The organism is Patiriisocius sp. 208BN25-11 (assembly GCF_058147145.1).
In genome coordinates this window covers 225,295-246,375 of the sequence record NZ_JBYVJY010000003.1, presented here as the reverse complement: position 1 = coordinate 246,375, position 21,081 = coordinate 225,295, and the positions used below count along the sequence as shown (strand labels likewise).

Sequence of the window (21,081 nt, the reverse complement as noted above, 5' to 3'; positions counted from 1 at the left end):
AACAAATCATGCAGCAACTATTTGTCATACTCACTTTTTTAGCAGCAGCGGGTTATTTAATTAACACCTTTGTGTGGTCTCCTTTTTCAGAAAAGAAAAAAAAATCCATAGGTACTTTAGATGGTGGAAATACCAAGTGTGGGAGTGACAATTGTGGGTGTCATTAACCTATCTATTGAGAAAAGTATAACAGTGGCAGTTTTCAATGAAAACTATAAAACTGCATACTACAACTGAGCACTGAATACTAATCTATTCTTCTTCGGAAATGTTACAGGTTTCGGCTACTAGCAGTTCGTAGGCTATATTGTTCTTGGTCGCTGAAGTTGGATAGGGTGACAATTTCATTGCTTTAAGCACACAGTCTTCTGTGGTTGCAATTTCTGTTTGTTTGCCTCTTTCAAAAAGCACAATATGATCTTCGGTTTCTTTACCATCGATGGTCACCAATACTCTTACTTTAGCCCTACCTGCCCAGACGCAGGTAACATCGCTAGGACATCTTGAGTCTTCTAAAATTTCAGCAAGTGTAATAGCAACAACTCCTCTTGTAATCGTTTCACCTAAGGGCACTTTAAATGCTATGGTAGGAACTTTTACTTCTTTTTGAGCCATGGCTTGCGTACAAATGATGAGACTAAGTATGAGTAGTATGTTTTTCATAAAGATGGTTTTATATCCTAAAGACGTTAAAAATCATGCCGAGTTTCATCTTAACCTCTAAAGAGAAAGAAATCGTCTTTTAGGTGTTCAATTTTTTCGTCCTTGTTTGTGATAATATATTCTAAAGCGGTGTTGGTAAATTCGGTTCCTTTTTTTGTGAGTGAGATAATGTCTTCTTTTATGGTAATCATGTTATTATCGAGCGCCAAAGCTACCACTGTTTTGGCTTTTACCTGCTGCCAATTAATATGCTCTCGCAAATGGTTGATATGGCGTTCTTCCATTTCTTGATGGTTGTTTAGGTGCAATAAAAAAGTAAGTAGTGATACTTCTGTTCGTTGTTGTTTTTGTCGATACAAGACAGACAGTAAGCCTTTTTTGGGTGCAAATAAATACACTAGTAAAAACACCAAACCTAGCACCGTTGCAATAGAACCAGCAATAGAGGCATCTAACCAGTGCGCGACCCAATAGCCAGCAATGGCCGAAAAAACACCAAATGCAATAGAAAGCCACAGCATCTTTTTAAGATCTGCCGTGAGTAAATAGGCGGCAGCTGCGGGGGCAATCATAAGCGCGACTACCAAAATTGCACCTACTGCTTCAAAGGCACCTACAACAGTCACAGACGAAACAGACATGAGCCCATAATGTAAAATGGCAGGCGAAAAACCAAGTGCAGATGATAAGCCAACATCAAAGGTACTTACCTTCAATTCTTTAAAAAACAGCAATAATAAGCTTATCGTTATCACCAAAATAATCCCCATAATCCAAAGCGATTTTGGTCCCATGTCCATGCCCGACAGCATCATTCTATCGAAAGGCGCGAAGGCTAATTCACCCAACAAGACGGCATCTACATCGAGGTGTACATCGTTGGCATTTTTAGCAATCATGATCACTCCAATACTAAAGAGTGCAGGAAAGACCAACCCAATAGCCGTATCTTCTTTTACCAAGCCTGTTTTTTGGATACGCTCTACTAATACTACGGTAATAATTCCCGTGAGTGCAGCAAGAATAATTAAAATTGGCGAGTTTAAATCGTGTGTGATAAAAAACCCAAGTACAATTCCTGGTAAAATAGAATGACTAATGGCATCACTAATCAAGGCCATTTTGCGTAATACCAAAAACACACCTGGAATCGCACAGGCAACAGCTACTAGGGCTGCAATAAGTTGTATTTCTAGTTGCGGATTAGTCATGCTGCTGTATTTGTTGATTAAACATATTGGCAGCTTCTTTAAAGCCCTTTTGGGTCATAGCCCAGTTTTGTTTGGTAAGGACAATCCATTCTTTCTCTTCTAGTGCTTGTAATGATTTTTTTGTGAACCCCTGAAAGTTGTTCAAAATTTTAATGGCATGTGGATGGTCAATATTTTCATGCGTTTGCGCAATGCCATACATGAATTGCAAGGTCTTTTTGAGTTGTAAATCACGTCTGTTTTTAATGAGTCGTATTTGCTTAAACAATAAGCCACGTCCTGGAGAAAAAATAAACGAAACACCTACAAAAACACTAGCTACCAACACAATTACAGGCCCCGTAGAAAGGTTGTTTTGCGTAGCACTAATGGCAGTTCCAAACACTCCCGAAAAAGCACCAAATAAAGCCGCAAGAAAAACCATCACCGCCAGACTATTGGTCCATTGTCTTGCAGCCGCTGCAGGCGCTAATAGCATGGCACTCATAAGGACAACACCAACGGTTTGTAACCCTAAAACAATTGCGAGTACAATAAAAAAGGTAATTAAAATGTCTATAAACTTGGTATTAAAACCCAGTGTCTTGGTATAATATGCATCGAACAATAATAGTTTAAACTCTTTCCAAAACAATAACATAACCCCGAGTGCAATGGCAGTTACAATGACCATAAGCAATACATCGCTCGCTACCAAGGTGGCTGCCTGCCCAAACAAATATTTGTCTAATCCCGCCTGATTGGCATTGGGTTGCTTTTGAATAAACGTGAGTAATAACATTCCAAACCCAAAAAACAAAGATAAAATTAAGCCCAATGCGGTATCGCTTTTTAAATGGGTTTTGGTAATCATCCCTCGAATCCAAAAGGTACCTATGAGTCCGCTAATTAAAGCTCCTAATAACAATACATTGGTGTCTTTTGCGCCAGTAATTAAAAAGGCAATGGCAATCCCAGGTAGTGCAGCATGCGAAATAGCATCTCCCAATAAACTTTGCTTCCGTAACACCGCAAAGCTCCCCAACATCCCACAGATAGCACCCAACACAGCCGTACCTAGCGTAATGGTACGTAGGGTATAATCTGTGAAAAGAAGATTGAAATATTCGCTTAAACTCATTTTTAGTTGTTGGTCGTTGGTCGTTGGTCGTTAGTGTTTTTCTTTAAATACTTTTGAAGATTGGTTATTATTTTTGCCATTTGTGATAACACTATTCTTGTTTCATTGTCTTGCTTTTCAGTACAATAGTTTTGTCTTTTAGCTAATGTCGAACAAACCAAACATTCTTTAATAGAATTTTGAGAAATTTGAAGGTACCTATTAAATTGAGCATCTGAATCTCCAGCGCCTTCAGCTATATTTAAAGAAATTGAGATGGCAGCTCTTCTATATTGAGATGTTAAACCATATAATTCATCTTTAGGAAAATCCTTGGTAAGTAGGTAAATATTGTCTGCAAAATCTAAAGACTTCTGATATACTTTTAATTCTTCAAATTTAAATATTGGTTTGTCCATATACTATCCTTTAACAATTCCCAACGACTAAAGACTAAAGACTAAAGTCTAAGGTCTATTTATTTACCGCCACCTTATAGTTAATACCATAGGTCTTTGTTAAATTATCGTCATTAAAAATCTCCTTTACCGGACCCGTGGCAATCTTCTTGACATTTAAAAAGGTCACCCAGTCGAAATATTCTGGAACGGTTTGTAAATCATGGTGCACTACCACTACTGTTTTGCCTGCTTTACGTAATTCTTTTAAGATGTTGATAATAGCAATTTCTGTAGTAGCATCTACGCCTTGAAAAGGTTCATCCATAAAGTATATGGAAGCGTTTTGCACCAAGGCTCTTGCTAAAAATACACGTTGTTGTTGTCCGCCGCTTAACTGACTAATTTGTCTACTTTTAAAAGACAACATCCCTACTTTTTCAAGGGCTTCCAGTGCAGCTTTCTTTTCTTTTTGTCCGGGTCTTTTAATCCAACCTAAACTTCCATAAGTACCCATCATCACTACATCGAGTGCTGTGGTAGGGAAATCCCAATCTACACTTCCCTTTTGAGGCACATAAGCAACCAACTTTCGTTGTTTTTCATAAGGCTCCCCATAAATAGCAACACTCCCTGCAATAGGATCGATGATACCTAACACCGCTTTAATAAGTGTAGACTTTCCGGCGCCATTAGGACCTACTATAGCCATTAAAACGCCTTCGGGTACCACCAAATCTATATCCCACAATACAGGCTTATAGTTATAGGCTACCGTGAGATCATCTACTTGTATGGCTATTTTTTGTGACATCTTTTATTTATTGTAAAGCATTAACAATGGTATTCACATTATATCGAAACATGCCAAGGTAGGTGCCTTCAATAGTACCCGCATCTCCAAGGGCATCACTGTACAAAGAACCTCCAATGACCACTTCATGCTTTTTGGAAAGCACCGCAGCTTTCAATGCTTCTATGGTTCTAATGGGCACAGAACTCTCTACAAAAATGGCTTTCACTTTATTTTCAATGATAAAATCTGACAGCTTTTGCACGTCTTGCACGCCAGCTTCGGTAGCAGTAGACAAACCCTGCAAACCAACTACCTGGAAACCGTACGATTTTCCGAAGTAATTAAACGCATCATGCGCAGTTACTAAGATTCTTTTTTCTTCTGGGAGTTTTGCAATCGTGTTGTTTACTTCCCCTTCAAGGACTGTTAATTGTTGCTGAAATTTTTTATTGTTTTCAATAAAATTCACTGCATTTTTCGGGTCTTGTTTAGACAACACATCAGTTACCTTCTCTGCAAATTGTTTAAAATACTCAATGTTAAACCATACATGCGGATCGTAATTTGAAGCAAAATAATCGGAACCTATAAGCTCTTCTTTAGGTAAAAATTCTCCTAGAGCAACCGTGCTTTTTTGTGCCTCCATTTTCTCGAAAACTTCTACTAGTTTTCCTTCTAAGTGCAAGCCATTGTAAAAAATAACATCGGCTTTAAAGAGTTTAGAAACATCTCCTTCACTTGCTTTATATAAGTGAGGATCAACTCCAGCACCCATGAGTCCTTGCACATTTACAAAATCACCTCCTATGTTCTTTACAAGGTCGGTAATCATGGACGTAGTAGTCACGACATTTAACATTTCGGCATTGCCAGCTTCTTTTCCTTCATTTTTACAGCCAAACAAAGTTGCAAATACTATAAGTACAATATATTTTTTCATCTTCATTATTTAAATATTCTATAACTCAATCCAGCACTCAAGAGCAAATCTTGCCCTTTAGTAATACTGGTACCAACAGTAGCATCTAACTGTAAATTTGGCAATACCAAATAGGTGAGTCCCGCATCCCACAAATGGTTAGCGCGGTTGTTCTCTGGAAAATCCCCATACAACTCAGCATAAAAACCAAAGGTATCTGTAATACCATACCCATACGCAATGGTATATATATAGGCAATCTCAGGATTATAGGCTTCCCATTGCGCTCCTAGATTATAGGCTATGCTAGACTTTTCTGACAACGTATGATCAAAGGCAAATCTAAAATCGGCTGATGTGGTTTCTGGTTTATAATCATCGCTAGCGGTAAAAGGCAAGAAAATATGACCAATAAAGCCCATGGTTGGCAACCACCCTTTTTCTTCGGTAATGTTAATTTTTACACCAGCTAATAAAGGAGAAAAACCGCTTATTACATTGTCTAGTTGCTGTCCATTTACAGTATTCCTTCCTTCCTCAAGATTCCAACCCAAACGAAGCTCTAAGTTTTCTAAGAGTCCATATCGCAATAGCGTGGTGTTAAACGTATAGGTTTCTTGTTGTATGTTGTTTTCTTCAAAACTAGTGTAGAGAGCCCCTGTTTCAATTTGCAAAGCTCCTTTAGGTACTGTGCTTGGTGCCTCGGTAGCATCGGGTCTATCTGTAATTAATTCAGGCCTTTCTTCTTGAGCTAGTACAGGTAGTCCTAGTAGTAGTGAAATAAAAAATAATCCTTTTTTCATCTTCTGAAATATTATTGGGGGTGTTAACTTGTTTGTACGTATAAATTTTCGGCAATCTTTTTGGAAATAAAAAATTGATCTCTCCCCACTTGAATCACCATAGATCCATCAAAAAACTCTTTACCAAGAACATTGATTTTGGTTCCTATACTAATCTTCTTTTTATCTAAGTATTGCAAATATTCTGGGCTTGATTCTTTCACTCCCACACAAACACCAAATTGTTTTTTCTTTAATTGAGACAGTAATTTCTTCTCGGTCTTTTTAAAGTTTCCGTGTTCATCTGGAATAGGATCACCGTGTGGATCAAAAGCTGGGCTACCTAGATACTTATCTAAACGCTTGATTAATTCTGGAGATTGAATATGCTCTAACTGCTCTGCAATTTCATGCACCTCATCCCAGTGAAATTTTAGTTTGTCTACTAAAAAAACCTCCCACAATCTGTGCTTTCTTACGATATTGGCAGCTACTTTTTTGCCGTTCTCTGTAAGTTGTGCTCCTTTGTACTTTACATATGAAAGCACTTTTTTTTCGGCTAATTTTTGCACCATGTCTGTAGCAGAAGAAGCTTTAGTCTCCATACTATCGGCAATAGCATTGGTACTTACTGCACCTTTTTGCCCCTGCTCTAGATGAAAAATGGTCTTGATATAATTTTCTTCGGCTAATGAATACATATGACAAAGGTAAAATTATTTTTTGACAACTCTGTGTTTAATTTTTAGATGTAGCTAAAAATTAAGTGCTGTAAAAAAAAACCCTAAAGTCCCCTCAAGGGGACAATTCAATTAGAACACCTAGTTTAGAGGGTTACGAAAAACTCCCCCCTTGAGGGGGGCTACGGGGGGTGTAATTCCAAATTATATTAAAACGAAATAATCCAATTCCTAATTTTCACTACATTTGATGAACTTCCCTTAGCAAAAAATAGCACGCATCTAGATCTTTTGATTTCAAACTATGATCTTTTTTGAATTTTTTAAAGAATTGGTCTGCTATCGCTTTTTAAATGAAAAATGAAATTATTCCCTACAACAAAAATCTAAAACTATTTGCTAGAGAATTAAGGAAAAACAGCACTTTGTCTGAAATTATTCTTTGGAAAAAAATAAAAAAAAGAAGTTTTGGAGTAGAATTTCATAGGCAAGTCCCTTTGTTAAATTACATTGTCGATTTTTATTGTCATGAATTAAAACTAGCTCTAGAAATAGACGGTAAAAGTCACGAACACAAATATTTTCAAGATAAAAAAAGACAAAATGCACTAGAAAAATATAACATCACATTTTTAAGATTCACAGATCTTGAAGTCAAAAAAGATATGTTTAGTGTTGAAATGGCTATCAAAGAAAAAGTATTAAATCTACTGAAGGAAAAACACCCCTAAAGTCCCCTCAAGGGGACAATTCGATTAGTTACACAACACAGGATGTTGCGAAACTCCCACCTTGAGGAGGGGCTAAGAGGGGTGTTACATTGTTATGCAACTACAATCTCTAAAACCCGCGCTCTTTCTGAAGTTTTTCGTAAGCTTCTTGGACTTTTCTGAACTTGTCTTCAGCGCCTTTTCTATAGGCTTCATCCATATCTACTAATTTATCTGGATGGTATTTCTTGGCCATGGTTCGATAGGCTTTTTTAATTTCGGCAACGGTGGCCGTTTTTTCTATTTCTAGAATTTTATAGGCACTGTCTGGATTTTTAAAGAACATGGCTTTGATGCTCTGGAAATCTGCAGATTGTATCGCTAAATAACCCGCGATTTGTTGAATTACATTTACTTCACTCGTCGTTACAGTGCCGTCTGCATTGGCAATGCTAAATAAGAAATGTAAGATTTGTAGTCTAGACTCGTATCTCGTTTTTGATCGTAACAAGGTAGCTATACGCTGCGAAGACATGTCACGCTTTTTTATAACATCATTAAATACTTTAAACGTAGCATTGGCACGCTCTTTCCCATAGGCCTGCACAAAGTACTGGCGCACATAGTCTAACTCACTCTGACTCACCGTACCATCTGCCTTGATAACAAAAGAAGCCAATGACAAGAGGTTTAACTCAAAATCTGCCGGACTTACACTTTGTCCGCGTGCTTGATCAAACACATCTTTAAAAATATCACGCTGACTGCGACTACGTCTTTGACCACCTCCTTGGCCAACCTTTCGTTTTTTGCCATTCATTTGGTCAATGAAGCTTCCTAAAAAAAAGCCAGCTATAGCGCCTGGAAATCTATAAATACTGTAGCCTACTAAGGCTCCTAGAATACTAAACATATATTATAATTAGGATACAAATATAAGTAAAGCAATACGCTAAATTGTTACACTAAAAACATTTGAATGATCCAATAGCCTATAAATTTGGCGAATTATTAACGAACTTATTGCCTATCTTTGTCGCTACATACAATTATTAAAATTTATAGATTATGTATCCACCAGAATTAGTAAAACCTATGCGTGAAGACCTTACGGCTATTGGGTTTTCAGAATTATATACAGCACAAGACGTAACAGATGCGCTAAGCAAAGAAGGAACTACTTTAGTAGTAGTAAATTCTGTTTGTGGTTGTGCCGCTGCAAATGCACGTCCAGGAGCTAGAATGTCATTACAAAATAGCAAAAAACCAGATCATCTTGTTACTGTTTTTGCAGGGGTAGATCGTGAAGCAGTAGATGCGGCTCGTTCTCAAATGGTTCCTTTTCCTCCAAGCTCGCCTTCTATGGCTTTGTTTAAAGATGGAGAATTGGTGCACATGTTAGAGCGTCATCACATTGAAGGGCGTCCTGCAGATATGATTGCAGAAAATCTTAAAGGAGCTTTTGACGAGCACTGCTAGTCGTTAAAGCGTACAAAATTCTAAATTCCGTTTACATATTTGGGTGTGGACGGAATTTTTTACTTTTACACCTTCGGAAATTTTAAAACATCACCCCCGTGTTAAAAATCATTAGCTATCCTTTTAGTGTTTTGTTTTACCTCTGCTTTGGGATTACCATCGTGGTGTTTCACCCTATACAATGGTTTTGTTACAACGTTTTTGGTTACAAAGCACATAAAGACAGTGTCGATATTTTAAATTGGTTTTTACTGCGTTGTTTAAATGTTTTGGGAACTCGATTTACCTTTTCTATCAACGGAGAGATTCCTAAAGATGTTCCTTTAGTTATTGTTTCAAATCATCAAAGCATGTGGGACATTCCTCCTATTATTTGGTATTTACGCAAACTACATCCGGCTTTTATTTCTAAAAAAGAATTAGGAAAAGGAATTCCTTCTATTTCTTATAATTTAAGACATGGTGCCTCTGTACTTATCGATCGAAAAAAACCAGAGCAAGCGACTCAAAAAATTATTGAAGTAGGACAATATGCTGCCAAACACAATAGAAGTGTGGTCATTTTTGCTGAAGGAACCCGAAGCAGAGATTGGAATCCTAAACCCTTTAAAAAACGTGGCCTTAAAACCTTATTTGAACAAATTCCTCAAGGTTATGTGCTTCCCATTAGTGTCAATAACTCCTGGAAATTGCAGCGTTATGGTATGTTTCCGATGCCTGTAGGGGTTCATCTAAAACATCAAGTACATCCAGCCCTTAAAATTTCAGAATATACTACAGAAAATCTCATCCATGCTGTTGAAAAAATAGTCTCAGAAAACATTAAAAAATAAATCTTACTTGTTTAAAAAGCTATCTATGGTAACCTTAGTTTGAAGGTCTTTCATAGGAATTATTTTGGTTGTTTTTGTCTCACTTGGCAACCCATAATCTTGAAAAACAGTATATTTTAAATAGGTTGGATTTTTAGGCTTTTCATATTCTAAAAACTCCATATTTATAATCCATGTTCCCTTATCTGCATCATCAATAATATGCTCTTTAATGGCATAGCCTTCATTGATTTCTTTTTGAATGAGATCTTTGTTATCAAATTTCGTGTGAGTCCAATTAAAAAATTTGCGGTCTGGACTTACAAACTGAATATCAAAATCTACATTGGGTTGACTCCATTCAAAAACAATCCTGATATCATGCTTGTAATCCAAGCTCAACATTTCATTAGGCAATTTTTGAAATGGAACTTTTGCTTTGTGAAACGCCAATAAATGTCTAAACTCATTATAAGCGAGCTCTTGAATACCAGAACAATCTACATTGGGTATTGTGTTGTATACAATTTGATAATACAAGGCAAACGATGTTTCATAATCTCCTGCGGCTTCACAGGCTAAGGCAAGGTCTCTATATGCTTGTGCGCTATCTGGACGCAAAGCCAAAATTCTATTATAAATACTTACTACTTTTTTAAACTCTCCACGTTCCTCAAGTGCAAATGCATAGGCTTTTAAAGCTTTCGTATTGTTAGGTGCTAGCTTGGCAATATTTGAAAGTACTTCAAAAGAATATTGCTTATCCCATCGCATAAAATAGTCGGATGTTTGGATATAAAAAGGAATCGTGTTGTTCGCTGCTTTTCTATTTTCCTTTTCAAATAATGCTTTGGCTTCTTCAAAGGTTTCTGTTTTCTCTAGTGCAGTGATATAGGTAGGTTTATTATTCACCGAGGCTAATGGTAGTACAGATTCTGTATATTCGTTTCCCTTTACCTCAAGTGATTTTGCTTTTTCTGCAGCTGTTAAGGTATTCCCTTTTCCTAGTTTTGTTGTAATCATAATAATTCCTCCTGCACCAAGTTGGCCATATCTCAAGGTTGCATTCAAACTTTTTAAGAGTTTTATGGAAGCAATCTCACTTGGCGCCATGGTATTTAATATACTTTGATCTAATAAAACACCATCCAACACTACTCCAGGTGGCTGTGAAGTAATACTCCTGTTTTTTGTGAAAATAATAGATTGGTTAATCCCTGGGGTTCCAAATATTTCTACACCTGGCATTTTACGCAGTACATCAAACACTGTAATGTCGGTATCTTTTATATCGTTTTCGGTAAGTTCTTGTGAAGTACTGTACCCTAAAGCCTTCTTATTTTGCTTCCCATATGCCGTTTCTACTAGTTCTTCTTTTGCTTTTGCTTTTCCTTTAAGAAGTACCTCATCTAATAACTGCCCATCATATTCTAGCATAATTTTCATAGGTGCACTTCTAGAAATAGAGACTTCTTTATATTCCATAGCAAAAGAACTAATCTCTAACACGGTATCGTCTTCTGTTACTTTCATTGCAAAACCACCATCTTTATTTGTAGATACCTCATTAAAGGTGTTCTTAGCAGTAACCACTGCTCCCTGGATTGGACCGTCTGGACCAGAGACAGTTCCTGTGATGGTTGTTTTCTCTTGAGCACTTACTATGGTAGTAGCGCATATCATTAAACAAATAAAAAATGTTTTCTTTACTTCTGAAATGGTAAAATATCTCATGAAATCGATTTAATTTAATGGGTTGATTATTTGTATTTGTAGCGCCAACACCTCATTTGTTTCAATATTTATTGCCAATTTTGTGTTAAACCACAGTACTAATTTACAAACGACTTAAAATTAAAAATATGACAGTTTTGTCCAAATCATACAAAAGCATTCTTGATAACACAATTGCTTTTGTAAAAGAAACACTAAAAGGTGCAGAAGGAGGTCATGATTGGTTTCATATTGAAAGAGTTTATAAAAACGCTGTATTAATAGCTCAAGAAGAAGACGTAGACCACACAATTGTAACCCTTGGAGCCTTATTACATGATATTGCCGATAGTAAGTTTCATGATGGTGATGAAAGCATAGGACCTAAGAAAGCTAGGGCATTTTTAGTGGCCGAGAATATTTCCGAAGAAATACAAACACACGTTATAAAAATTATTGAAAACATTTCATTTAAAGGGGGAAATACCGTTAACGTATTTCATTCAAAAGAGCTCGATGTAGTACAAGACGCAGATCGTCTGGATGCTCTGGGAGCTATAGGTATTGCTCGAACTTTTAATTATGGAGGCTATAAAAACAGAGCCATCTACAATCCAGAGATTGCTCCAAAACTAGACATGACTCCGGCAGAATATAAAGCATCTAACGCACCTACCATCAATCATTTTTATGAAAAGCTACTGTTGTTGAAAGATAAAATGAATACTGAAACAGGGAAAAAAATTGCCCAAGAAAGACATCAATATATGGTGCAATTTCTCGAGCAATTTTATGCCGAATGGAATGGAGAACGTTAATTTAATACACAAAACTATCAAGTGTAACCTTGTCTAGTTGCTTGTCTAAGCGAACGAGTTTTACCATCTTCTCTTCTTGTGGTGTTCCGTAATCTTTATAGATGGTATACTTTAAATACGGTGGAATATGGATTTCACCCTCAAGACCCGTATATCTAACATTTACCAACCATTTTCCAGAAGCTGCATCGTCTACAATAAACTCTTCCGAAAGATTTGCAGCAACATTTTCATCTTCTTTCGCATTAGATTGCCATGTATAAAACTTTCGCTTGGGATCTACAAATTGAAACTCAAAAGGCGCATTAGGGTCACTCCAATCTAGTGTTAAACGTACATCGATGTTAAAATCTACAGCCAACCAATCGTTGGGTAATCTACTATAATCTATGCGGTGTTTGTGTAAGCTTACCAATCTTTTTAATTCATTGCTAATAGGCACTTCTAAAGAGGTAAAATCGACACCTTTAATCTGGCCGCCCAACATATTGATATAGAGTTCAAGGGATTTGTTATACTCACCGGTTTCTTGGTAAATCATAGCCACATCTCTATAGGATTGTGCTTGAGAAGGAGCTAATTCTAAAATACGTTCGTATATTTTTTGAGCATTTAAATACTCACCAGCATGTTCATTAAGATATGCCAAAATACGCAAGGCTTTTACATTGTCACCAGCTATCTGTGCAAAATCAGATCGAATCATTCCTGCAACACCAGCGTCTATTTGCTGAAAATAAAGCGTCATATCTACATAAAAATCTACTTTATCAATATAATCAGCTTTAAGTGTATGATAGGTTTCTAGTTTTATTTTTGTGCTTTGTTGTCTTGCAACGTCATCAATATACCCAGATGGAATCGCATCAAAATTAAGCTCAGGAACCTCTTCATCATAGCTGTTATTTTTGATGGTGAGATCGTTGTCTTCAAGAAACTTTTTACGAATATCTGGGTGGTTACTTGTAGTAATAATAATATAGGGGATAGAAATACTAATACGCTCTACTTTATTTGGAACTACATTAATTGAAGTTACTTGTACACCATCAACAATCGGTAATAATGCTGTCAAATTTCCTTTGGTTTTATAATAAAAAGCTTTCTGTCCAGTTCTTGGGTCTATTTTCCATTCTATTCTTGTGGAACTTCTGTGCAACATGTCAAAAATATCCAACCCAGCTTTGCTTATATCTTCCTTGAAAAAAACTTTATTGGTAAGATATTTTCTTCCATCAACTACTTCCAGTCTTAATGCTTCATCAAAATAATCGTATCTAGTATCGTATTTTTCTACTTTTTCACTAAGTACTACCTCATCTAACGCTTCTGTTTTTGCTATGAGCGATACTTCATACGCATCCCTATCATCTACTACTAGGGTTTTAGGATACATCCCTAAATGTTTTAGTATTAAAATATCTCCTTTAGAAGCCTCTATAGAAAAACGTCCCTCACTATTGGTTGTATACTCTTTTAGCGATCCCTGTTTAAGAATACTCACATTTTGAAGGGGAACACCATTAGACAACACCTTTCCAGTAATTGTATTTTCAGTGAAATAGGGTGTTGCCGTTTCATCTAGTAAAGGAACTTCTTCTGTGTAGTTATTGTTTTTTAGTGGATCTATACCATATCTCCTCAGTTTTTGGTCAATAATATCTGGGTGGTATATGGTTGTTATGATAATTCTTGACGGACAGGGTAATACACTGCTATAGGGGTGGTACACTGTAATTCTCGCAATGGTATAAATGTTTATATGATCTGCAGGAGTAATAACACCATCCACTAGAAATTTCACACAAGATCCTTTAATGCTAGTGTTATTACTTCCGTCATTTGCTTTTTTTGAGCGAATCCCAAAGTAGCCATCAATTAATTCTGCAATGTCTGTTGCGTTTTTTCTAAATTCTTCTTTATTAAGAGTCCTTACAGGCACTCTTCTGCTGCCAATTTTATCTGTTTGTTTTGCTTCATTATAGTCATATTCTGGTGCTTTGCTCATTTTCCCTTCCAATACTACTTCCTCTAAAATTTCAGCTTTAGGCACCAACGCTATTGTATACTTTTTTTGGTTTGTCACCTCAACTTTTTTGGGGTAATGTCCTAAACAATAGATGGTCAACAGGTCACCATTTGTCGCAGGAATCTCAAAATTTCCAGCTTCATTGGTGTAAAATTCCTCAAGACTGCCTTCTTTTACTACCATGGCATAGTTAATCCCTTTGTTGCTTGTAGTAACCGTTCCTGTTATTGTTTCTAGTATGGGTTCTGAAATTTTAGTTGTACCACTATTGTTTCGTTTTTCATCAACCATTGTTTCAGCATAGGTTGCTTCTGTAAACCTGGTTATCTTTTGAAAATATGCTGCAGATTGCTTGGTAGCTTGCCTATTAAAAACATGAAACGGAATTTCTTGATCTACTTGAGGAGTTCCAATAACAGGAGGTTTGTTTGAAAAAAGCAAGACCTCATCTACATCACTGTATTGAATGTGATCAAAATCTGAAATTCCCTGAAATTCTATCTGTTTTAGTTTCTCCTCAATTTCAGTAAAAGCAAGGGTTGGGTTTTCAAATATTTCAGAAAAAAGTATTCCATCATTAAACGCAGTTACCTGAAGTTCTGCAACAGCATTTTTTTGAAGAAACGAACGCAAGTATAAAAGGTCTTCATCAATAGTATAGCTTGAAGACCTTCTAGAAGCATCCCAAAAAACAGCTACTTTCTTCTCCTTTGTTTGGGTGGTGTTCGTCGCTTCTTTTTTGAGCGCTATAAGCCCTCTACGCTGTGTCATTTGGCGTATAACATCAACATCATTATAAAGTGTTTTGTAGCCTTTGGCAGATACTTTTAAAACGCTTTCTTTGTCTAATACTTCATGGTATTTTCGATAGGTGAAATTTCCTTTTTCATTTGTGATTTCTCCAACGCCTTGACCAACAACAGCGACTCTTGCTAATGGTATAGGTTCTTGGGTATCTTCATCGATAATAGATCCTCTAAAAACAGTTTGACTTATTGCTCCATATGAGATTAAAAGGCAACTTATATACGTACTATATTTTAGTATTGTATGTTTCATATCGTTAGTTTTTATAGGTTGATAATGGCATCTAATGTCACTTTTTCTTGGTACTTCTGTAATGAAATAATCTTCATGGTTTTAGTTTGTGTTGAAAGCCCAAAGTCTTTGTAAACAACATATTTTAAATAGGTGGGATTCTTTTTCGTCTGTTTTCCTTTTGCAACAATATTTACCAGCCATTTTCCAGGTGTTGGATCTTCTAAAACAAATTCTTTTGTTTGAATACCTTCTGAAATTTCCTGTGCTATCATACTTGAGTTCTCAAATGAGGTGTGATTAAAGGTAACATATTTGTTGTCTGGGTTCACAAATTGAAGTTCAAACTCTGCTAATGGATCATTCCACTCAAAAACAATTCTAACATCTTTTTTAAAACCAACTTGTAGTAATTCTTCTGGTAAATCTGTAAACTCTAATGCAGTTTTATGATTCTCTGTAATATCATGTAATTCATTTACTACGGTTTCTTCTACGATGGAGAAATCTAGATTAGGAATTGCATTATATAGCATCTGGGTATATAATGCAGCCGCTTTTTTATAGTCACCCGTATTCTTATAAGCCAGCGCTGCATCTAGATACGATTGGACTTTATCTGGTTGTAATGAAACAATATGTTGATATACAGCTAGTGCGCCTTCGTAGGCATTCAGTTTTTCCAAATGATAGGCCAACGATTTTAATGCTTTGGGATTATTTGGTGCAATATCTGCAATAGTGTACAACACTTGAATTGCAAACTTTGGATCCCATTTTTTAAAATAGGTACTTACTTCTACATAATATGCGATAGATTTTGAAATTTCTTTTTGAAGTTGCGTTTCATAGATTTCTTTTGCTTCTTGAAACGTTTGAGCGCTATATAACTGTGTTAGATAGAGTGGTTTCTTTTGTTTTGAAATTGTACTCTCAAGGGTTATCACTTCTTCAACATACTCATTGCCTTGAACTCTTAGGTCTTTTTTAGGTTTTGATTCTAACAGCTTATTTCTGTCAAAATCTTTTTTTATCTCTACAACAATAGCACCATAGGCAGCCATTTGACCATATCTATTGATAGACTGTGCTGTACTTAAAACAGTAATTTTTTCAATAAGTTGAGGATTCACTGGAGGCAACCTTTGACCTGCCATTTGATCAAATATCATATCATCAATAATGATGGCTGGGAGGGTTAGCCCACCATTTAAAGTTAGAGAGTTACGATTGTTTTTTCTAATTACATATACAGGTTCTTGTCCAGCCAAGCCATTCATGCCAAGTACTTGTATACCTCGCATTTTCATTAACAATTGATGCAAATCTAAATCTGTAGATTTAATATCTTCACTTGTCATTGTATTTGAAAGACTATATCCAACACTTCCTCTTTTTCGTTCACCATAAGGTGTTTTTACAATTTCTTGTGCAGGGTCTGGGGTACTCTTTGCTTTTAAAATTACCTCATCAAGTTCTTCGTTTATAGGTTTTACAGGAATCTGCATTTTCTTTAAGGCCCCGACTACGGTATCTTTTTCTATCATTCCAAAAGCGTTTATGGTAAGAACATCTCCTTTTGAAGCAGGAATACGGTAAGCGCCTTCTGCATTTGTTTCAGAAAAAACAAAGGTGTCTTTCACAGAAATAATGGCTCCTTGAATAGGTCCTTTATCGGTATAAACAGTTCCGTAGATATCATCACTAGACTGTGCTCTTACGGCGCTATACTTTATATTATCTTTAAGTTCATTCTTCATAAAACGCAAGCCTTCGCTCACATCAACTCGTTGCAAATTAATATAGTGCCCCTTGTTAAAATAAGCGACTTGCTGCAATTGTACATGATCCCCATTTGCTATACTATTAATAGTAAAAATGTGGCTATTTACTTCTGGTTGTAGCGGATCTAAAAATGTGGTGCCATCAGAGAACAACAAGGTCACATCTGATTGAAATGCGTTTTTTTTCAAAACATCTTTAAAAGATGAAGCGCCGTGGTAGAAGCTGTCTTCTAAATAATTCATTACTTCAGAGACTTTGGCATTCTTGATACTAAAGGTTTTTGTTTCGTATACACTTGTGTCAAATTTTGAAACCTCAACGTCAACATTTCCGATACTTCGAAGGTATTTCTTTAGTAATTTCAATTCTTTCTTTTGATCTCTATATTGCATGCTGGTTGAGGTGTCCCAATACACTTTAATTTTATTTGGCACTTCTCTAGCCTTCACAACTGGACGATACGAAGGATCTGGATAAGAGCTTATAAGATTAAAGCTCACACGGGTGTCTGGGTATTGTTTCCAATAGTCCTGACTTAATTTTCTAGTATAAGAGGTTCCTTTATAAGGACTTGCAGAAACAGCAAAATAAATAGCGTCACCAAAAATTTCGACTAACTCTATGCTTACAACAATATCATTATCTACAACTATTTTATAGTCTTTTAAAGGGATTGTTTCTTCCCCTTTCTTTTTTGTTATCATATGAAAGATATTCTCGGTCAACAAACTCTTTCCTGGATAACCACGATGATAGTCGTAGACATTAACACGCACTAATAAACTATCAGATAGGTTTTCTTGGATATTAAATGTAAGGCTGTTTAATTGTGTGTTTTTATGGTCTACAGAAATGCGTGTTGCAATTTCGCCCCCTAGACCTTCCATGTTTCTCCAATAGCCCATTTCTTTTGTTGCATACACAGCGCTTCCTAGTTTTTCAAAATTTCGTTTAGCAGTTGTAATGACCACCTCTTCAAGATTATTCTCTTTAGGTGTTAATGCTACATAAACTAAATAGGATGTTAGGTCTTGAATTTCATCATGGGCAACAGAAAAAGGTTCATACCCGATCGATGAAAACTGTAACGAAGGGGTTCCTTTTAATTCTTCCTCAGAATAACTTAATTTAAAATGCCCATTTTCGTCACTAACGGTTCCAATACCTTTTTCAAAAAACCCAATATTTACATAGGGTATTGGTTTTTTAGTTTCACTATCAATAACAGTAGCTCCTATATATATTTCATTTTGAGCAAATGAAAAGCCACAAAAAAATAGAAAAACAAATATATATATAACCTGTCTCATAACTTATTTATTTCAAACGATTTAACGGCACTTTCTTTAAAGATAAACATTGAAAAACGCTACTAAAAAAAGAAAGGGTCTTTATTTATAAATCAAGACAAATACACCTTATAATAAAACGAAAGTTTCTAATTGGAAGCATATAAAAAACTATCCAACATCACTTTATCCAGTTGTTTATCAACTCTTATTAATTTTATTAACTTTTCTTCTCTAGGGGTGCCAAAATTTTTATAGATAGTATATTTTAAATAAGGAGGAATTTTTTGTTGCTCTTCAAAGCCAGTATATCTCATATTTACCATCCATTTCCCGGGACTAGCCTCATCAATAATAAATTCGTTCGTAGATGATTTATTTGCATATTTACTAATAGATTGCCAGCTATAGAATTTATTTTTAGGGTCTACAAATTGAAACTCGAAAGGAACATTAGATTCGCTTGTTACCATAGTCATTCTTACATCTATGTTGAAATTAATTTTTAACCAATCATTGGGTACTCTTTTAAAATCTACATGTCGTTTATGAAGCATTAGCAATCTTTGTAATTCGTTGCTTAATGGTTCTTGAATGTTACTAAAATCAACTCCTAAGATTTGATTTCCTAGCATATTTACGTAGAGCTCAAATGCTTTAGAATAGTTTTCCGTTTCTTGATAAATCATTGCAAGATCTCTGTACGATTGTGGGTTTCCAGAATCTAAAGACAGAATCTTTTTATATACCTTTTTGGCTCCTTCGTAATTGAATGCAGCTTCATTTAAGTACGCTAAAATTCGTAATGCCTTTACATTGTCTTCGGCTATTTGGGCAAAATCAGATCTTATTTCTTCAGCAAAATCTGGGTCAAAATCTTTAAAATATTGAGCGGTCTCTACATAAAAATCTACTTTGAATCTATTTCTTTTCCTTAGAGAATAATACATTTCTCTTTTTTCGGGCACAGATAATCTTACTAAATCTTTTAAATAGGCATCATCTAGCATATTAAAATCAAGTGCGCCTACATATTCAGTATAGCTGTTATTTCGAAGCGGATCTATCCCCATGTGTCTAAACTTTTGATCTATGATGTCGGGATGATACACCGTTGTAATAATGATTCTTGAAGGACAAGGTATTACACTGCTAGGGCTGTAGTATACAGTAATACGCTCAATAGTAGATATACTAATATGATCTGCTGGCGTAATAATTCCATCTACAATAAATTTTACACACTCCCCTCCACTAATAGTAGTTCTAATGCTTCCATCCCAACCAATTCTTGAGTCTATTCCATACCATCCATCTACAAGACCAGCAATATCTGTGGCATTTTTTTTGAAATCTTCTTTATAAATTGTTCGCACCGGGACTCTTCTTTTGCCTACTTTATCTGTTTGTTTTTCTTCATTATAATTGTATTCTGGAGGCGCACTCATTTTTCCCTTAAGAACTACCTCATCTAATATTTCAGCCTTAGGCACCAATAAAACTTTGTAACTTTTTGTTTCATCGACTTCAAAAGTCTTCGGAAAATGTCCAAGGCAATACACAGTAATAAAATCCCCTTTTTTTGAAGGAATATAAAAGCTACCATCCTCCTCTGTATAGTATTCTTTTAGACTGCCTTCCTTCGTAATAATTGCGTAATTAATAGGTGTGGAATCATCAGAAAATACCTGACCAGAAATCATATTTTCAAATGTTACTTTTTCTCTAGTAATTTTTTTGACCTCTTTTTTTGAAGATGATATGCTTTCCATATTTCCTATATCCTCAATGGTTTCTATTGTTTTTGTTTTCAAAAAATAAGGCACTATAATTTCTCCTGAGGTATAGGTCACTAATTTTTCATAAAAAGTATTGGTTTCTGCATTACTACTTGTAATTACATTAACAGGGATGTCTTGAGAAACTTGAATGGTATTAAATAAAGGATCTGAAGAACTAAAAAGAAATACTTCATCAAAATTTGTTGCATTTAACAAACTAAAATCAGCGTTTTTAGCATATTCAATTGCACCTACAATTTTAGCTAGTTTATGAGACACCTCTTTTTTGATTAATTTTTTTGAAACTTGTATATGTTCATTAAAGGCAATGAAGGTTAAGGTATCAAAATCCTTTTTTTGGATCTCTTCCAATAGATAGGCTCTCTTTTGCAGAATACTCTGGCTTTGCTCGTTTCTAGAAGCGTCCCAAAACACCGCAATATGCCTTGTTTTTTTTTCAACAGTATCCTTTTGTACTATTGGCTCTAAATAGATGGTAGCCGTTTTGTTTTGAAAAGCCCGAATTTGAGTAACAGAACCTTCAAACTTTTTATACTTTTTTGCTGAAACTTCAAGGCTACTTTCTTCATCTAAAACTTCTTGATATTTCTTATAGGTAAACCATCCATTTTCATTAGAAAAAACTCCAATACTCTGACCACTAATCCCAATTTTAGCATTTTTAATTGGTTTCCCTGTTGTGATATCCAAAACGGTCCCCCTAATAATGGTTTGTGAGAATAATGTCGACGAAAAAAACAAAACAAATCCCAATAATGTAAATAAAGACTTCATACAACTGATTTAAACATCTACTTTTCATAAAGTTAGCATATCAAAAAGTATGTTTTTGTTCTTTTTAGAAAAATTTAAGACCAAATGTCCAAATCATACAATATCCTTTTTTTCTCTTTTTAATTCGAAATAACCCCAAATTAAACATCCACCACATACCAAACCACTAAGATTTGAAACGATTTCGTTGGTGTTTATCATATTGTATAAAGATGCTAGAATGCCTAAGGCGCCTACTAAAACTATTAACGTTGCTGTATTTTTCATAATTTAAAATTTAAATA

General features: G+C 35.5%; 19 protein-coding genes. 5 read left to right on the top strand and 14 right to left on the bottom strand.

All coding sequences use genetic code 11. The annotated features are described in order from the left end of the window. The first annotated feature begins 8 nt into the window (after positions 1-8). On the top strand, positions 9-167 hold the full coding sequence (locus ACY2RS_RS06040; RefSeq protein WP_490097725.1) for a hypothetical protein: 159 nt from the start codon (positions 9-11) through the stop codon (positions 165-167). An 85-nt stretch (positions 168-252) separates the two neighbouring features. On the opposite strand, the gene ACY2RS_RS06035 is transcribed toward ACY2RS_RS06040, so the two are convergent. Genes ACY2RS_RS06035 through ACY2RS_RS06000 form a run of 8 tightly spaced genes read right to left on the bottom strand, consistent with a single transcriptional unit; the run spans position 253 to position 6,569 of the window. Further along, positions 253-663: a hypothetical protein gene (locus ACY2RS_RS06035; RefSeq protein ID WP_490097724.1), complete on the bottom strand. Its 411-nt coding sequence runs from the start codon at positions 661-663 to the stop codon at positions 253-255. A gap of 50 nt (positions 664-713) precedes the next feature. Beyond that, complete coding sequence (locus ACY2RS_RS06030) at positions 714-1,874, bottom strand: metal ABC transporter permease (protein ID WP_490097723.1); 1,161 nt, start codon at positions 1,872-1,874, stop codon at positions 714-716. Then, positions 1,867-2,994 (bottom strand): metal ABC transporter permease, encoded by a 1,128-nt coding sequence (locus tag ACY2RS_RS06025; RefSeq protein WP_490097722.1) that lies wholly within the window; start codon positions 2,992-2,994, stop codon positions 1,867-1,869. The genes ACY2RS_RS06030 and ACY2RS_RS06025 overlap by 8 nt, the downstream gene beginning before the upstream one ends. Before the next feature lie 2 nt (positions 2,995-2,996). Beyond that, positions 2,997-3,392, bottom strand: a complete 396-nt coding sequence (locus ACY2RS_RS06020) for a four helix bundle protein (RefSeq protein WP_490097721.1) — start codon at positions 3,390-3,392, stop codon at positions 2,997-2,999. Between the two features lie 55 nt (positions 3,393-3,447). Next, positions 3,448-4,185: a metal ABC transporter ATP-binding protein gene (locus ACY2RS_RS06015; RefSeq protein ID WP_490097720.1), complete on the bottom strand. Its 738-nt coding sequence runs from the start codon at positions 4,183-4,185 to the stop codon at positions 3,448-3,450. Between the two features lie 7 nt (positions 4,186-4,192). Continuing rightward, positions 4,193-5,107 carry a metal ABC transporter solute-binding protein, Zn/Mn family gene (locus ACY2RS_RS06010; protein WP_490097719.1) on the bottom strand — a complete coding sequence of 305 codons (915 nt, stop codon included), beginning with the start codon at positions 5,105-5,107 and terminating at the stop codon, positions 4,193-4,195. Between the two features lie 5 nt (positions 5,108-5,112). Next, positions 5,113-5,889, bottom strand: a complete 777-nt coding sequence (locus tag ACY2RS_RS06005; RefSeq protein WP_490097718.1) for a transporter — start codon at positions 5,887-5,889, stop codon at positions 5,113-5,115. A 23-nt stretch (positions 5,890-5,912) separates the two neighbouring features. Beyond that, positions 5,913-6,569, bottom strand: coding sequence for a metal-dependent transcriptional regulator (locus ACY2RS_RS06000; RefSeq protein WP_490097717.1), 657 nt, complete (start codon positions 6,567-6,569; stop codon positions 5,913-5,915). Positions 6,570-6,901: 332 nt separating this feature from the next. On the opposite strand from ACY2RS_RS06000, the gene ACY2RS_RS05995 reads away from it, so the two are divergent. Further along, on the top strand, positions 6,902-7,279 hold the full coding sequence (locus tag ACY2RS_RS05995) for an endonuclease domain-containing protein (protein ID WP_490097716.1): 378 nt from the start codon (positions 6,902-6,904) through the stop codon (positions 7,277-7,279). A gap of 109 nt (positions 7,280-7,388) precedes the next feature. Here ACY2RS_RS05995 and ACY2RS_RS05990 read toward each other — a convergent pair whose 3' ends face one another. Then, positions 7,389-8,171 (bottom strand): TerB family tellurite resistance protein, encoded by a 783-nt coding sequence (locus ACY2RS_RS05990; protein ID WP_490097715.1) that lies wholly within the window; start codon positions 8,169-8,171, stop codon positions 7,389-7,391. A 155-nt stretch (positions 8,172-8,326) separates the two neighbouring features. On the opposite strand from ACY2RS_RS05990, the gene ACY2RS_RS05985 reads away from it, so the two are divergent. Continuing rightward, positions 8,327-8,737: a BrxA/BrxB family bacilliredoxin gene (locus ACY2RS_RS05985; RefSeq protein WP_490097714.1), complete on the top strand. Its 411-nt coding sequence runs from the start codon at positions 8,327-8,329 to the stop codon at positions 8,735-8,737. A 98-nt stretch (positions 8,738-8,835) separates the two neighbouring features. Continuing rightward, positions 8,836-9,570, top strand: coding sequence for a lysophospholipid acyltransferase family protein (locus tag ACY2RS_RS05980; protein WP_490097713.1), 735 nt, complete (start codon positions 8,836-8,838; stop codon positions 9,568-9,570). Between the two features lie 3 nt (positions 9,571-9,573). On the opposite strand, the gene ACY2RS_RS05975 is transcribed toward ACY2RS_RS05980, so the two are convergent. After that, positions 9,574-11,283 (bottom strand): DUF2135 domain-containing protein, encoded by a 1,710-nt coding sequence (locus ACY2RS_RS05975; protein ID WP_490097712.1) that lies wholly within the window; start codon positions 11,281-11,283, stop codon positions 9,574-9,576. A 128-nt stretch (positions 11,284-11,411) separates the two neighbouring features. Between ACY2RS_RS05975 and ACY2RS_RS05970 the strand changes: the two genes are divergently transcribed. Next, on the top strand, positions 11,412-12,080 hold the full coding sequence (locus tag ACY2RS_RS05970; RefSeq protein ID WP_490097711.1) for an HD domain-containing protein: 669 nt from the start codon (positions 11,412-11,414) through the stop codon (positions 12,078-12,080). A 1-nt stretch (position 12,081) separates the two neighbouring features. On the opposite strand, the gene ACY2RS_RS05965 is transcribed toward ACY2RS_RS05970, so the two are convergent. From ACY2RS_RS05965 to ACY2RS_RS05950, 4 genes are all read right to left on the bottom strand, one after another. Then, a complete protein-coding gene (locus tag ACY2RS_RS05965) occupies positions 12,082-15,168 on the bottom strand; it encodes a carboxypeptidase-like regulatory domain-containing protein (RefSeq protein WP_490097710.1) in 3,087 nt (1,028 codons plus the stop codon). Positions 15,169-15,179: 11 nt separating this feature from the next. Next, positions 15,180-18,242 (bottom strand): carboxypeptidase-like regulatory domain-containing protein, encoded by a 3,063-nt coding sequence (locus tag ACY2RS_RS05960; protein WP_490097709.1) that lies wholly within the window; start codon positions 18,240-18,242, stop codon positions 15,180-15,182. A gap of 128 nt (positions 18,243-18,370) precedes the next feature. After that, a complete protein-coding gene (locus ACY2RS_RS05955) occupies positions 18,371-20,797 on the bottom strand; it encodes a DUF2135 domain-containing protein (RefSeq protein WP_490097708.1) in 2,427 nt (808 codons plus the stop codon). Between the two features lie 93 nt (positions 20,798-20,890). After that, positions 20,891-21,064 carry a hypothetical protein gene (locus ACY2RS_RS05950; protein ID WP_490097707.1) on the bottom strand — a complete coding sequence of 58 codons (174 nt, stop codon included), beginning with the start codon at positions 21,062-21,064 and terminating at the stop codon, positions 20,891-20,893. Positions 21,065-21,081 lie beyond the last annotated feature (17 nt).

Coding starts and splice junctions, on each gene's coding strand:
- ACY2RS_RS05985 (WP_490097714.1), top strand. CDS start 8,327: ATGTATCCACCAGAATTAGTAAAACCTATGCGTGAAGACCTTACGGCT.
- ACY2RS_RS05990 (WP_490097715.1), bottom strand. CDS start 8,171: ATGTTTAGTATTCTAGGAGCCTTAGTAGGCTACAGTATTTATAGATTT.
- ACY2RS_RS05965 (WP_490097710.1), bottom strand. CDS start 15,168: ATGAAACATACAATACTAAAATATAGTACGTATATAAGTTGCCTTTTA.
- ACY2RS_RS05995 (WP_490097716.1), top strand. CDS start 6,902: ATGAAAAATGAAATTATTCCCTACAACAAAAATCTAAAACTATTTGCT.
- ACY2RS_RS06010 (WP_490097719.1), bottom strand. CDS start 5,107: ATGAAAAAATATATTGTACTTATAGTATTTGCAACTTTGTTTGGCTGT.
- ACY2RS_RS05970 (WP_490097711.1), top strand. CDS start 11,412: ATGACAGTTTTGTCCAAATCATACAAAAGCATTCTTGATAACACAATT.
- ACY2RS_RS06025 (WP_490097722.1), bottom strand. CDS start 2,994: ATGAGTTTAAGCGAATATTTCAATCTTCTTTTCACAGATTATACCCTA.
- ACY2RS_RS06040 (WP_490097725.1), top strand. CDS start 9: ATGCAGCAACTATTTGTCATACTCACTTTTTTAGCAGCAGCGGGTTAT.
- ACY2RS_RS06020 (WP_490097721.1), bottom strand. CDS start 3,392: ATGGACAAACCAATATTTAAATTTGAAGAATTAAAAGTATATCAGAAG.
- ACY2RS_RS06030 (WP_490097723.1), bottom strand. CDS start 1,874: ATGACTAATCCGCAACTAGAAATACAACTTATTGCAGCCCTAGTAGCT.
- ACY2RS_RS06000 (WP_490097717.1), bottom strand. CDS start 6,569: ATGTATTCATTAGCCGAAGAAAATTATATCAAGACCATTTTTCATCTA.
- ACY2RS_RS05950 (WP_490097707.1), bottom strand. CDS start 21,064: ATGAAAAATACAGCAACGTTAATAGTTTTAGTAGGCGCCTTAGGCATT.
- ACY2RS_RS05960 (WP_490097709.1), bottom strand. CDS start 18,242: ATGAGACAGGTTATATATATATTTGTTTTTCTATTTTTTTGTGGCTTT.
- ACY2RS_RS06005 (WP_490097718.1), bottom strand. CDS start 5,889: ATGAAAAAAGGATTATTTTTTATTTCACTACTACTAGGACTACCTGTA.
- ACY2RS_RS06035 (WP_490097724.1), bottom strand. CDS start 663: ATGAAAAACATACTACTCATACTTAGTCTCATCATTTGTACGCAAGCC.
- ACY2RS_RS06015 (WP_490097720.1), bottom strand. CDS start 4,185: ATGTCACAAAAAATAGCCATACAAGTAGATGATCTCACGGTAGCCTAT.
- ACY2RS_RS05975 (WP_490097712.1), bottom strand. CDS start 11,283: ATGAGATATTTTACCATTTCAGAAGTAAAGAAAACATTTTTTATTTGT.
- ACY2RS_RS05955 (WP_490097708.1), bottom strand. CDS start 20,797: ATGAAGTCTTTATTTACATTATTGGGATTTGTTTTGTTTTTTTCGTCG.